Below are 13,205 nucleotides of genomic sequence, written 5' to 3'. Positions count from 1 at the left end.
ATGAATTCCGTTGTGTGGGTGAGTAAAAATCACTGATTCCGTTGTTCTGGTGTGGCGGGTATGTTGAAAGCGTCGTCCTCGCGATTAGGGTGGTGTCTCACCCATCGGACAGCAGACAGGAGGGGTGGCACGTGACCACCGAGCTGCGTCGTTTGCGCAACTACATCGACGGTGAGTTCCGGGACGCCGCGGACGGGCGCACCACGGAGGTGGTCAACCCGGCCACGGGCGAGGTGTATGCCACGGCGCCGCTGTCGGGAGCGGCGGACGTGGACGCGGCGATGAACGCGGCCGCGGCCGCGTTCCCCGCCTGGCGGGACCTGGTGCCCGGCGAGCGGCAGAAGGCCCTGCTGAAGATCGCCGACGCCTTCGAGGCGCGGGCGGAGGAGCTGATCGCGGTCGAGTCGGAGAACACCGGCAAGCCGATCGGGCTCACGCGGGACGAGGAAATGCCGCCGATGATCGACCAGATCCGGTTCTTCGCGGGCGCGGCCCGGATGCTGGAGGGCCGCTCTGCCGGTGAGTACATGGAGGGGCTGACCTCCATCATCCGGCGCGAGCCGATCGGGGTGTGCGCGCAGGTCGCGCCGTGGAACTACCCGATGATGATGGCCGTCTGGAAGTTCGCGCCGGCGCTGGCGGCGGGCAACACGGTCGTCATCAAGCCCTCCGACACCACCCCGGCCTCCACCGTGCTCTTCGCCGAGATCATCGGCGGGGTGCTGGCGGAACTGGGTCATCCGCAGGGCGTGTTCAACGTCATCTGCGGCGACCGGGACACCGGGCGGCTGATGGTCGAGCACGACGTGCCCGCCATGGCGTCCATCACCGGCTCGGTGCGGGCCGGTATGCAGGTCGCGGAGAGCGCGTCGAAGGACCTCAAGCGGGTCCATCTGGAGCTGGGCGGCAAGGCGCCGGTCGTGGTCTTCGAGGACAGCGACATCGCCAAGGCCGTCGAGGACATCTCGGTCGCGGGCTTCTTCAACGCGGGCCAGGACTGTACGGCGGCCACGCGCGTGCTCGTCCACGAGTCGATCCACGACGAGTTCGTGACCGCCCTGGCCAAGGCCGCCGCGGACACCAAGACCGGTGCGCCGGACGACGAGGACGTGCTGTTCGGCCCGCTCAACAACGCCAACCAGCTGGCCCAGGTCAGCGGCTTCATCGAGCGGCTGCCCGCGCACGCCAAGGTCGAGGCGGGCGGCCACCGGGTGGGGGAGAAGGGCTACTTCTACGCGCCCACCGTGGTCTCCGGGCTCAAGCAGGACGACGAGATCGTCCAGCACGAGGTCTTCGGCCCGGTCATCACCGTCCAGTCGTTCTCCGACGAGGCCCAGGCGGTCAGTTACGCCAACGGCGTGGAGTACGCGCTCGCCTCGTCGGTGTGGACCAAGGACCACGGCCGCGCGATGCGGATGTCCAAGGCGCTGGACTTCGGCTGCGTGTGGATCAACACCCACATCCCGCTGGTCGCCGAGATGCCGCACGGCGGATTCAAGAAGTCCGGTTACGGCAAGGACCTGTCGGCGTACGGCTTCGAGGACTACACCCGCATCAAGCACGTGATGACGTCGCTGGGCTGACCCCGCGTGGGGCCGGTCAGCGGCGGCTGAGCAGCGTACAGAGGGCGCCGATGCGATTCGTGGTGATCGCGTCGGCGCCCGCGCGCAGCAGCCGCGCCATCGAGCGGCGGGTGTCGGCGGTCCAGGCGGAGACCAGCAGGCCGTCGGCGTGGGCGCGTTCGACGAGGCCGGGGGAGACCAGGCCGAAACGGTAGTTGAGCCAGCGGGGCCGCAGATCGGCCAGCAGGGTGGGCCGGGGCGGCGCGAGGGTGGTCCAGGTCAGGGAGATCTCGGCGCCGGGCTCCGCGCGGCGCACCCGGCGCAGCGCGGACAGCTCGCCGCAGTAGTAGACCCGGTCCGCGGCCCCGGCCTCGCGCACCTCGGCGACGGCCGCGAGGGCGGCCGACGCGTCGGGCAGGTCGATCAGCAGCCGGGCCCGGCCGGTCGCGGCGAGTGCGTCGCGCAGCGTGGGTATGCCCCCGCCGGACAGCCGCCGCACCTCCTCGGCGGTCAGCGCGGACAGGGGCCGGTCATGGCCCCACAGCCGCTTGAGGGTGGCGTCGTGGAGGAGGACCGGGACGCCGTCGCGGGTCAGCCGGACGTCGACCTCCACGGCGCCCGCCCCGGCGCGTATCGCCGACCCGATGGACGCCAGGGTGTTCTCGCGGTGGGTGTACGGGTCGCCGCGGTGGCCGACGGGGAGGAAGGCCGCGCCCGCCGCCGTCATCGGGACGCGACCACCGTGTAGGCGTCGATCTCCGCGGCCAGCCGTGCCTTGCCCGGCGCGTCCAGGAAGGACGCCTCGACGGCGTTCTTCGCGAGGGCCGCGACACCCGCCGCGTCCAGGCCGAGCAGCCGGGCGGCGACCGCGTACTCGGTGTTGAGGTCGGTGCCGAACATCGGCGGGTCGTCGCTGTTGATGGTGACCAGCACCCCGGCCTCGACCATCTGCTGTATGGGGTGCTCGTCGAGGGTGGCGACCGCGCGGGTGGCGATGTTGGAGGTCGGGCAGACCTCCAGCGGAATGCGGTGCTCCGCGAGATGGGCCAGCAGCTCCGGGTCCTGGACGGCGGTGGTGCCATGGCCGATCCGCTCGGCGCGCAGGTCGGTGAGGGCGTCCCAGATGGTCTGCGGTCCGGTGGTCTCGCCCGCGTGCGGCACGCTGTGCAGCCCGGCGGCGATGGCACGGTCGAAGTACGGCTTGAACTGCGGGCGCGGCACGCCGATCTCGGGCCCTCCGAGGCCGAACGAGACCAGCCCCTCGGGGCGCAGGTCGCAAGCGATGCGGGCGGTCTCCTCGGCGGACGGCAGCCCGGCCTCGCCGGGGATGTCGAAGCACCAGCGCAGCACGGTGCCGAACTCGGCCTCGGCCGCCTTGCGGGCGTCCTCGATCGCCTCGGTGAACGCCGCGTCCGGGATGCCGCGCCGGGTCGAGCTGTAGGGGGTGACGGTCAGCTCGGCGTAGCGGATGTTCTGCCGGGCCATGTCGCGGGCGATCTCGTAGGTGAGCAGCCGCACGTCCTCGGCGTCGCGGATCAGGTCCACCACGGAGAGGTAGACCTCGATGAAGTGGGCGAAGTCACGGAAGACGAAGTAGTCGGCCAGCGCCTCCGGATCGGTCGGCACCTTGGAGTCCGGATGGCGCGCCGCCAGCTCGGCCACGATGCGCGGGGACGCCGAGCCGACGTGGTGGACGTGCAGCTCCGCCTTGGGCAGTCCGGCGATGAAGGCGGTGAGATCGGTCAACGAGAACCTCCGGGTGACGGCCGCCGGCGGCGGGCTCCGGTCATCGTAGATGCGGGGGCACGGGGCGGTGTTGCCAGCCCGTAGCATGGGCGGACATCGCTGTGGGGGAGATACATGGCTGACCAGCCCGACCAGCACGAACGACCGCGGCAGCCGGAGCCGCGCGACCACGACCCCTGGGCCCCGCCGGCCCCGCGTACGCCCCTGGACAAGTCGGACAAGCGGCCGTCCCGGTCCTCGGTGGCCGAGCAGCAGACGCTCACCTCGTTGCCCACGGGGCCGCCCGCCCCGCCCCCGCCGCCCGTGCCGGGGCCGCCGCCTCCCGCCCCCGGTCCGCCGCCTGCCGTGCCGGGACCGTCGCCGGGCGGCGCGACTCTGCCGGGCGGCCCGACCCTGCCGGGCGGGGTGCCCGGCGCCGGTGCGGTGCCCCCGCCGCCGCCCGCCCCGACGGGCCCGGGCACCCCGAGCGCGTACCAGGGCGCGCCGTACGGCGCCCCCGGCGGCTACGGTCAGCCGGGCTACGGCGGCCAGGCCCCGTACGGCGGGCCCGGCTACGGCTACCCCGGCGCGGCGTACCCCGCCTATCCGGGCGGTGCCTACCCGGGTGCCGCCTATCCGGGCGCGGGCTACGGCCAGGGTTGGCAGCCGGGCGGGACCCATATGCCGAACAACGGCACCGGCACGGCCGCCCTGGTGCTCGGCATCATCGGCCTGGCCTTCTTCGCCAGCGTCGTCCTGGGCATCATCCTCGGCGTCCTCGCGATCATCTTCGGGGTGCTCGGCCGCGCCAAGGCGGGCCGGGGCGAGGCGACCAACGGCGGCGTGGCCCTCGCCGGGCTCATCCTCGGGGTGGCCGCCGTGGTGGCGGGCGTGGTGATGATCTTCGTCTATGTCGCGGCCGCGAACGACGACAGCTCCGACGCCACCGACGACTCCGGCTACGCGGATATCTCGGTCGTGCGGGTGGTCCCGCCCGCCGATATGAGCCGCTGACGCGCCTCCATCAGCGCGAAGCCCAGCAGATTGAGCCCGCGCCAGCGGGCCGGGGCCGCCGCCCGCTCGTCGTCCGCCGCCAGTCCGATGCCCCAGACCCGGTCCACCGGGCTGGCCTCCACCAGCACCCGGGAGTTGGTCCCCAGCAGATAGTCGCGCAGCGGCGGGTGCTGGCCGAACTTGTGCACACTGCCCTCGACGACCAGCGCGAAGCGGTGCGCCCGCCACCGCGCCTCGTCGAAGCCGCGCACCGAACGGCCCGCGTCCTTGGCCTGCTTGGGGTGCGAGGCGTCCAGCGCCCGCCGCTCGGCGTCCGCGTCGCCGAACAGCCGCGCCTTTCCGGCCATCATCCAATGCTCGGCGGTCGGGTAGGTGATGCCGTCCACCTCGAACGGCGCGGGCCACCACTGGCTGAAGCACCCGGCGCCCACGCCGCCGTCGCGCCGCGGCCGATGGCCCCAGAAGTACACGTACTTCACGGTCTCGCCGCGCGCCGCCCGGTCCACCAGTTCCTCGACCGAGCGCGGACCGCCGTCCGCCGTGGCCGATGCCGTCACCCCGTTCGTCTCCATGGCCGGGATTCTCGCACCGGGCACCGACAGCGCCCCGGACGGCGAGGCCGGTCACCCTCGGGGGCGATCACTGATTCCGTCGCGAAACCAAAAAGCAACGACGGAATCCCTTGTTGAAGCGCAGGTGCTCTGCCAGGATCATCCCTCGATTCCGGTTGGATCCACGCCGCCCTCCTCGCGTGAGGGCGGTCCGGCGGAGGAGATCAGGCGATGGATCAGCGATGCGGTCCGACAGAGCGGCGGTTCGCCGAGGGGGCACAGCGTATGGAGACACGGCACGAGCCCGAGAGCCTGTCCGCGCCGCAGCTCGCCGCGGTGCGGCGCAGCATGGCCGGCGGCCGCATGGCGCTGTCCCGCCGGGGGCTGCTGCGTGCGGGCGGCGCCGGAGCGCTCGCCGCCGGAGGGCTCGGGGCGCTCAGCGGCTGCGGGATACCGCCCGCCGGGCGCACCGGCGCCGACAGCGCCGCCGATGACCACTCCGCCGAGGAGAAGCGCATCGCCTTCTCCAACTGGACGGAGTACATGGACGAGACCAAGGGCGGCCGCCGCCCGACCCTGGAGGAGTTCCGGCGCCGCACCGGCATCACGGTGAAGTACACCGAGGACATCAACGACAACGTGGAGTTCTTCGGCAAGATCAAGCCGCAGCTCGCCGCGGGCCAGGACACCGGACGCGACCTCATCTGCGTCACCGACTGGCTGGCCGCCCGGATGATCCGGCTCGGCTGGGTGCAGACCCTGGACGCCGCCAACCTGCCCCACGCCTATACGAACCTGGCGGCGGGGTTCCGCGACCCGGACTGGGACCCGGGCCGCGCCCACTCCTACCCCTGGACCGGCATCCCCGCCGTCATCGCGTACAACAAGAAGGCCACCGGCGGCCGCAGCGTCACCTCCGTCTCCCAGCTCCTGGAGGACTCCCGGCTGGAGGGCCGGGTCGGCCTGCTCACCGAGATGCGCGACACCGTCGGGCTGACCCTTCTCGACATGGGCAAACGACCCGAGAACGTCACCGCGGACGACTTCGGCGCGGCGATCGCCCGCCTCCGACGAGCGTCCGACCGCGGCCAGATCCGCCGCTTCACCGGCAACGACTACACCGGCGACCTCACCCGGGGCGACCTCGCCGCCTGCATGGCCTGGGCCGGTGACCTCATCCAGCTCCAGGCCGACAACCCGGAGATCGAGTTCGCCATCCCCGACGCGGGCTACATGACCGCCACCGACAACCTCCTGATTCCGGCCGGGGCACGCCACAAGAAGAACGCCGAACGGCTCATCGACTACTACTACGAGCCCAAGGTCGCCGCGAAGATCGCCGCCTACATCAACTACGTCTGCCCGGTCGACGGCGTACGCGCCGAACTCGCGAAGATCGACAAGAAGCTGGCGGACAACCCGCTGATCCTCCCGGACGACGAGATGGCCGCCAAGTCCCACGCCTTCCGCTCCCTGTCGAGCAAGGAAGAGACGGCGTTCGAGGACGCGTTCGCCAAGCTCACCGGCGCCTGACGGCCTGACACGCGAGGAAGTCCACCCATGACCCAGCCCAGCACCACCACCGGCGGCGACGTCCGGCTCGACGGGATCAGCAAGACCTACGGGTCCTTCACCGCCGTCCACCCGCTCGACCTGCACATACCCGCCGGTTCCTTCTTCGCCCTGCTCGGCGCCTCCGGCTGCGGCAAGACCACCACCCTGCGCATGATCGCCGGGCTGGAGGAGCCCACCACCGGCACCATCCGGCTCGCCGGGGACGACGTCACCGCACTCCCGCCGCACCGGCGGCCCGTCAACACCGTCTTCCAGAGCTACGCCCTCTTCCCGCACCTCGACATCTACGAGAACGTCGCCTTCGGGCTGCGCCGACGGGGCATCAAGTCCGTCAAGAAGCAGGTCGGGGAGATGCTGGACCTCGTCCAGCTCGGCGACTTCGCCCGCCGCAAGCCGCAGCAGCTCTCCGGCGGCCAGCAGCAGCGCGTGGCCCTCGCCCGCGCCCTCATCAACCACCCCCGGGTGCTGCTCCTCGACGAGCCGCTGGGCGCCCTCGACCTCAAGCTGCGCCGCCAGATGCAGCTGGAGCTGAAGCGCATCCAGACCGAGGTCGGCATCACCTTCGTCCATGTCACCCACGACCAGGAGGAGGCCATGACCATGGCCGACACGGTCGCGGTGATGAACGGCGGCCGCGTCGAGCAGCTGGGCGCCCCGGCCGAGCTGTACGAGAGCCCGGGCACCACCTTCGTCGCCAACTTCCTCGGCACGTCCAACCTCATCGAGGCCGAGATCACCGACAAGAGCGGCGGCGACCTCCTCCTGACCGCCGCCGGGGGCCGCCTCACCCTGCCCGCCGGGCGATGCGGTGCCCCCGCTCGTACCGGCGGCGCGGTGCTGGTCGGGGTGCGTCCCGAGAAGATCTCCCTCACTCCCGCCGAGGACACCGAGGCCGTCCCCGCGGTCCGCAACCGGATGACCGGCCGCATCGCGGACTCCAGCTTCATCGGCGTCTCCACGCAGTACGTCGTGGCCACCCCGGACGGCGCCGAGCTGGCCGTCTACGAGCAGAACATCGAGCGCGACCCCCGGCTCGTCCCCGGCGCCGAGGTCGTCCTGCACTGGAGCCCCGCCCACACCTTCGGCCTCGACCCGGCCCAGGACATCGACGCGGGCACCGACACCAGTGCCGACGGGGAGGCGGCGTGACGGCCACGGAGACGCCCGACGCGGCGCCCGTCAGTGCTGCGCCCCGTAACGTACGCAAGCGGCTGGTGCCCTACTGGCTGCTGCTCCCCGGCATCCTGTGGCTGCTGGTGTTCTTCGTGGCGCCGCTCGTCTACCAGGCGTCGACCTCCGTCCAGACCGGCTCCCTCGAAGAGGGCTTCACCGTCACCTGGCACGTGCAGACGTACTGGGACGCGCTCACCGAGTACACCCCGCAATTCCTGCGCTCGGTGCTGTACGCGGCAACCGCCACCGTGCTGTGCCTGCTGCTCGGCTACCCGCTCGCGTACCTGATCGCCTTCCGGGCGGGCCGCTGGCGCAATCTGCTCATGGTCCTGGTCATCGCGCCGTTCTTCACCAGCTTCCTGATCCGCACCCTCGCGTGGAAGACGATCCTGGCCGACGACAGCCCGGTGGTGGGGGCGCTGAACTCCCTGCACCTCCTGGACGTGACCAGCTGGCTGGGGATCACCGAGGGACAGCGGGTGCTGGCCACGCCGCTCGCCGTGGTCTGCGGGCTGACGTACAACTTCCTGCCCTTCATGATCCTGCCGCTCTACACCTCCCTGGAGCGCATCGACGGCCATCTCCACGAGGCCGCCCGCGACCTCTACGCCCGCCCCGTCACCGTCTTCCGCAAGGTCACCTTCCCGCTGTCCATGCCGGGCGTCGTCGCGGGCACCCTGCTGACCTTCATCCCGGCCGCGGGCGACTACATCAACGCCGAGCTGCTGGGCTCCACCGACCAGAAGATGATCGGCAACGTCATCCAGTCGCAGTTCCTGCGGGTACTCGACTACCCGACGGCCGCCGCCCTGTCCTTCCTCCTCATGGCGGCGATCCTCGCGATGGTCACCGTCTACATCCGCAAGGCAGGGACGGAGGATCTCGTCTGATGGCCCTCATCCGCTGGACACGGCGCAACCTGGTGGTCCTCGCGGGACTCGCCACCCTCGCGTACCTGATCCTGCCGAACGCCATCGTCCTGGTGTTCTCGTTCAACAAGCCCAACGGCCGCTTCAACTACGCCTGGCAGCGGTTCTCCACCGACGCCTGGACCGATCCGTGCGGCGTCCCCGACCTGTGCGGCTCGCTCTCCCTGAGCCTCCAGCTCGCGGTGTGGGCCACGCTCGGCGCGACCGTCCTCGGCACGATGATCGCCTTCGCGCTGGCCCGCTACCGCTTCCGGGCCCGCCCCGCGGTCAACAGCCTGATCTTCCTCCCGATGGCGATGCCCGAGGTCGTCATGGCCGCCTCCCTCGCCACCCTCTTCCTCAACATGGGCGTCGGCTTCGGCTTCTGGACGATCCTCATCGCCCACATCATGTTCTGCCTGAGCTTCGTCGTCACCGCCGTCAAGGCGCGCGTCATGAGCATGGACCCCCGGCTGGAACAGGCCGCCCAGGACCTCTACGCCTCCCCGGCGCAGACGTTCCTGCGCGTCACCCTGCCGATCGCCGCCCCCGGCATCGCCGCCGGTGCGCTGCTGTCCTTCGCGCTCTCCTTCGACGACTTCATCATCACCAACTTCAACGCCGGATCCACCGTCACCTTCCCCATGTTCGTGTGGGGATCCGCGCAGCGCGGCACCCCCGTCCAGATCAATGTGATCGGAACGGCGATGTTCGCCGTCGCGGTGCTGTGCGTCATCGCCGGTCAGCTGGCCGGCGCCCGCCGCAAGAGGAGCTGACACCCATGGCCGCAGACGCCATGCCCCGCTTCCCCGCAGGTAGCGACGCTCCCGGGCCGCCCGTCCTGGCAGCCCTCGCCGACGTCGCCTACACCCCGTACTGGCTGGACGACCCCGGGCGGCCCCGCCCGCACCCCGCCCTCGTCGGCGACGAGCGCTGCGACCTGCTCGTCATCGGCGGCGGCTACAGCGGACTGTGGACCGCCCTGATCGCCAAGGAGCGCGACCCCGGACGCGACGTGGTCCTGGTCGAGGGCCAGGAGGCGGGCTGGGCCGCCTCCGGCCGCAACGGCGGCTTCTGCGCCGCCTCCCTCACCCACGGCCTCGGCAACGGCGCCGCCCGCTGGCCCCGCGAACTGCCCGAACTGGAACGGCTCGGCCACCGCAACCTGGACGCCATCGAAGCCGCCGTCGCCCGCTACGCCCTCGACTGCGATTTCGAGCGCACCGGGGAGATCGACGTCGCCACCCGGCCCCACCAGATCGACGAACTGCGCGAAACCGCGGCCCAGGCCGCCGCGCTCGGCGTCCCGGAGCCCGAGTTCCTGGACCGTGACGCGGTGCGCGCCGAGGTCGACTCGCCCACCTTCCTCGCCGGGCTGTGGGACCGCCGGGGCGTGGCCATGCTGCACCCCGCCAAGCTCGCCTGGGGTCTCAAGCGCGCCTGCGCCGAGCTGGGCGTACGGATCTACGAACACACCCCCGCCGAGCAGCTGATCCGCGCCGGAACGGGAACGTCCGGGATGTTCGTGCGCACCCCCTACGGCCGGGTGCGGGCCCGTCACGTCGCGCTGGCCACCAACGCCTTCCCGGCCCTGGTGCGCCGCGTCCGCCCGTACATCGTCCCCGTCTACGACCACGCCCTGATGACCGAACCGCTGACCGGTGAGCAACTCGCCGCGATCGGCTGGCAGCGGCGACAGGGCCTCAGCGACACCGCCAACCACTTCCACTACTTCCGCATCACCGCCGACCACCGCATCCTGTGGGGCGGCTACGACATCGTCTACCGCTACGGCGGCGGGGTGCGCGCCGAATACGACCACCACCCGGCCACCTACCGCACCCTCGCCCAGCACTTCTTCCGCTGCTTCCCGCAGCTGGAGGGCGTGCGGTTCAGCCACGCCTGGGGCGGCGCGATCGACACCTGCTCGCGCTTCTCCGCGTTCTTCGGCAGCGCACACGGCGGACGTGTCGCCTACGCCCTCGGCTACACCGGCCTCGGCGTCGGCGCGAGCCGCTTCGGCGCGGAGGTGATGCTCGACCTGCTGGCGGGCGACGACACCGAGCGGACCCGGCTGGAGATGGTGCGCAGCAAGCCCCTGCCGTTCCCGCCGGAACCGGTCCGCTGGGCGGGGATCGGCCTCACCCAGTGGTCGATGAGCCGGGCCGACGCCAACGAGGGGCGGCGCAATCTGTGGCTGAAGGCGATGGACAGGGTGGGGCTGGGCTTCGACAGCTGAGGCCCGGCGTCAGGCGGGCGGCTTCTTGCTCCGATCGCGTACGCGGAGCACCGCCCACAGCAGACAGCCGCACAGACACCAGCTCCCGACCACATCCAGCGGCCAGTGGTACGCCCTGCGGACCAGACCCGCGCCCACCGCGACGTTGAGCAGGACGACGGCGCCGATCAGCCACCCCCGCAGCCGCCCGCGCAGGAGGGGGAGCAGCAGCACGGCCGCCGCGCCATAGGCGACGGCGGCCGTCGCGGCATGGCCGGACGGGAAGAACCCGGTCTCGCCCGCCAGCGGGCCGGGCGGGCCCGGGCGGTCGATCAGCGCCTTCAGCGGTGCGACCAGGGCCGGGACCGCCGCCATCGCCAGCGCGGCGGCCAGCGGCCCCGGCCACCACCGGCGCAGTGTGGCCCCCGTACGCCACACCGCGCAGGCGAGCGCCACGCCGAGGACCGGGAGCGCCACCGCCGTATTGCCGAGGTCGGCGAAGAACTCCGCGGCGGGGGAGGGGACGGGCGATCCGGCGATCGCGAGTCCGAGCCGCTCGTCGACCGTACGGAGCGGACCGTGGGCGGCGACCTGCCAGGCGCACAGCGCGAACACCGCCAGCAGCGCCAAGGGGAGCAGGAACGCGCGGAGGGCCGCGTTGCGGAGGGCTCGGAGCGTTCGGAGGAAGACAGACGGCGGCCCCGGAACAGGGGGGGTGGTTCCGGGGCCGCCGTGGCGACCGGTGTGCCGCACGCCCCGGGGGGTTTGGGGCGGGCGGCCGTCCGATCGGTGAGGAGATCCGGAGCCGGAGGCTCCAGTGGTGTGCGCGAGGGCACAGCCGGGTCGGAGCTGGGGAAGCACCGGCTCGGCATCGCCCGCAGTCCCCTGCGAGCGGGGTGTTTCTCTCATCTGGAACGACCGTACGGCAGCGAGAGTCCGTCGGACAGGCCGATCACCCACCTGTCATCGGCCCCGCACATCTTCTTCACGCTCCCGACGATCCACCCACAGTCACAGCTCGGCGAAGGCGCCCTCGAGGACGTCCAGACCCTCGTTCAGCAGGTCCTCCCCGATCACCAGCGGAGGCAGGAAACGCAGCACGTTCCCGTAGGTACCGCAGGTCAGAACCAGCAGGCCGGCGGCGTGGCAGGCCTTGGCGACGGCCGCCGTCGCCTCCGGGTTCGGGTCCTTGGTGCCCGGCTTCACCAGTTCGATCGCGATCATCGCGCCCCGGCCCCGGAGGTCGCCGATGATGTCGTGCTTCTCCTGCATCGCGGACAGCCGGGCCTTCATGACCTCCTCGATGCGCCGGGCCTTCGCGTTGAGGTCCAGCTCGCGCATCGTCTCGATCGCGCCCAGCGCCGCCGCGCAGGCCACCGGGTTGCCGCCGTAGGTGCCGCCGAGACCGCCGGAGTGCGCCGCGTCCATGATCTCGGCGCGGCCGGTGACGGCGGCCAGCGGAAGACCGCCCGCGATGCCCTTGGCGGTGGTGATCAGGTCCGGGACGATGCCCTCGTCCTCGCAGGCGAACCACTGGCCGGTGCGGCAGAAACCGGACTGGATCTCGTCCGCGACGAAGACGATGCCGTTGTCCTTCGCGAACTCGGCGATCCGCGGCAGGAAGCCCTTGGCGGGCTCGATGAAGCCGCCCTCGCCGAGGACCGGCTCGATGACGATCGCGGCCACGTTCTCCGCCCCGACCTGCTTGCTGATCATGTCGATGGCCTGAGCCGCGGCCTCCTCGGCGCAGTTCTCCGGGCCCGTCAGCCAGCGGTAGGGGTAGGCGACAGGAACGCGGTAGACCTCGGGCGCGAAGGGGCCGAAGCCGTGCTTGTACGGCATGTTCTTGGCGGTGAGCGCCATGGTGAGGTTGGTCCGGCCGTGGTAGCCATGGTCGAACACGACGACTGCCTGGCGCCTGGTGTGCGCGCGGGCGATCTTCACCGCGTTCTCGACCGCCTCCGCGCCCGAGTTGAACAGCGCCGACTTCTTGGCGTGATCGCCCGGCGTGAGCCGCGCCAGCTCCTCGCAGACCTCCACGTACCCCTCGTAGGGCGTCACCATGAAACAGGTGTGCGTGAAGTCCGCCAGCTGCGCCGTCGCCCGGCGCACCACGGCCTCGGCGCTGGAGCCGACCGAGGTCACGGCGATGCCGGAACCGAAGTCGATCAGCGAATTGCCGTCCACGTCCTCGATCACCCCACCGCCCGCACGCACCGTGAAGACCGGCAGCACGCTGCCCACACCCCCGGCGACCGCCGCGGTCTTACGGGCGAGCAGCTCCTGCGACTTCGGGCCGGGAATCGCGGTGACGACGCGACGCTCCTGGGGGAGGGACGGGCCTCCGGACAGTTCGGTCATGAGGTACTCCACGGAAAGAAAGGGACGTGACAGGGGCTTTACTCGCAGGCTAGGCGCGCGGCGCGCGAAGCGGCATGTTCCGTTAGGGAGCAGTGCGTGTGTCGCCTTGTCCGCGACG

The 13,205-nt window shown here is 71.5% G+C and carries 12 protein-coding genes; 7 read left to right on the top strand and 5 right to left on the bottom strand.

Translation table 11 applies throughout. From position 1 onward, the window contains the following. Nucleotides 1-131: 131 nt before the first annotated feature. Nucleotides 132-1,583 carry a gamma-aminobutyraldehyde dehydrogenase gene (locus LCH29_RS22340; protein ID WP_446463526.1) on the top strand — a complete coding sequence of 484 codons (1,452 nt, stop codon included), beginning with the start codon at nucleotides 132-134 and terminating at the stop codon, nucleotides 1,581-1,583. 16 nt (nucleotides 1,584-1,599) lie between these two features. On the opposite strand, the gene LCH29_RS22335 is transcribed toward LCH29_RS22340, so the two are convergent. Both LCH29_RS22335 and LCH29_RS22330 read right to left on the bottom strand, forming a co-directional pair. Beyond that, entirely contained in the window at nucleotides 1,600-2,289 is a 690-nt protein-coding gene (locus LCH29_RS22335) for a glycerophosphodiester phosphodiesterase (protein ID WP_446463525.1), read from the bottom strand. Continuing rightward, nucleotides 2,286-3,308: an adenosine deaminase gene (locus LCH29_RS22330; protein ID WP_446463524.1), complete on the bottom strand. Its 1,023-nt coding sequence runs from the start codon at nucleotides 3,306-3,308 to the stop codon at nucleotides 2,286-2,288. The genes LCH29_RS22335 and LCH29_RS22330 overlap by 4 nt, the downstream gene beginning before the upstream one ends. A 114-nt stretch (nucleotides 3,309-3,422) precedes the next feature. On the opposite strand from LCH29_RS22330, the gene LCH29_RS22325 reads away from it, so the two are divergent. Beyond that, nucleotides 3,423-4,301, top strand: a complete 879-nt coding sequence (locus LCH29_RS22325) for a DUF4190 domain-containing protein (RefSeq protein ID WP_446463523.1) — start codon at nucleotides 3,423-3,425, stop codon at nucleotides 4,299-4,301. On the opposite strand, the gene LCH29_RS22320 is transcribed toward LCH29_RS22325, so the two are convergent. Next, entirely contained in the window at nucleotides 4,247-4,873 is a 627-nt protein-coding gene (locus LCH29_RS22320) for an NADAR family protein (protein ID WP_446463522.1), read from the bottom strand. The two genes, LCH29_RS22325 and LCH29_RS22320, sit on opposite strands and share 55 nt — an antisense overlap. 264 nt (nucleotides 4,874-5,137) lie before the next feature. Between LCH29_RS22320 and LCH29_RS22315 the strand changes: the two genes are divergently transcribed. The 5 genes from LCH29_RS22315 to LCH29_RS22295 are packed head-to-tail and all read left to right on the top strand — an operon-like array spanning nucleotide 5,138 to nucleotide 10,747. Further along, nucleotides 5,138-6,385, top strand: a complete 1,248-nt coding sequence (locus LCH29_RS22315) for a polyamine ABC transporter substrate-binding protein (RefSeq protein ID WP_446463521.1) — start codon at nucleotides 5,138-5,140, stop codon at nucleotides 6,383-6,385. Between the two features lie 27 nt (nucleotides 6,386-6,412). Continuing rightward, nucleotides 6,413-7,576, top strand: a complete 1,164-nt coding sequence (locus LCH29_RS22310; RefSeq protein WP_446463520.1) for an ABC transporter ATP-binding protein — start codon at nucleotides 6,413-6,415, stop codon at nucleotides 7,574-7,576. After that, nucleotides 7,573-8,490, top strand: coding sequence for an ABC transporter permease (locus LCH29_RS22305; RefSeq protein WP_446463519.1), 918 nt, complete (start codon nucleotides 7,573-7,575; stop codon nucleotides 8,488-8,490). Before LCH29_RS22310 ends, LCH29_RS22305 begins: the two co-directional genes overlap by 4 nt. Further along, nucleotides 8,490-9,284 carry an ABC transporter permease gene (locus tag LCH29_RS22300; protein ID WP_446463518.1) on the top strand — a complete coding sequence of 265 codons (795 nt, stop codon included), beginning with the start codon at nucleotides 8,490-8,492 and terminating at the stop codon, nucleotides 9,282-9,284. Before LCH29_RS22305 ends, LCH29_RS22300 begins: the two co-directional genes overlap by 1 nt. A 5-nt stretch (nucleotides 9,285-9,289) precedes the next feature. Next, entirely contained in the window at nucleotides 9,290-10,747 is a 1,458-nt protein-coding gene (locus LCH29_RS22295) for an NAD(P)/FAD-dependent oxidoreductase (RefSeq protein ID WP_446463517.1), read from the top strand. A 9-nt stretch (nucleotides 10,748-10,756) separates the two neighbouring features. On the opposite strand, the gene LCH29_RS22290 is transcribed toward LCH29_RS22295, so the two are convergent. Both LCH29_RS22290 and gabT read right to left on the bottom strand, forming a co-directional pair. Further along, complete coding sequence (locus tag LCH29_RS22290; protein WP_446463516.1) at nucleotides 10,757-11,356, bottom strand: phosphatase PAP2 family protein; 600 nt, start codon at nucleotides 11,354-11,356, stop codon at nucleotides 10,757-10,759. 381 nt (nucleotides 11,357-11,737) lie between these two features. Further along, nucleotides 11,738-13,087 carry a 4-aminobutyrate--2-oxoglutarate transaminase gene (gene gabT / locus LCH29_RS22285; RefSeq protein ID WP_446463515.1) on the bottom strand — a complete coding sequence of 450 codons (1,350 nt, stop codon included), beginning with the start codon at nucleotides 13,085-13,087 and terminating at the stop codon, nucleotides 11,738-11,740. Nucleotides 13,088-13,205: the final 118 nt, after the last annotated feature.

The organism is Streptomyces sp. BRA346, assembly GCF_052851135.1.
Note: the sequence above shows the minus strand (reverse complement) of the source record. Positions and strands in the feature narration are given on the sequence as shown.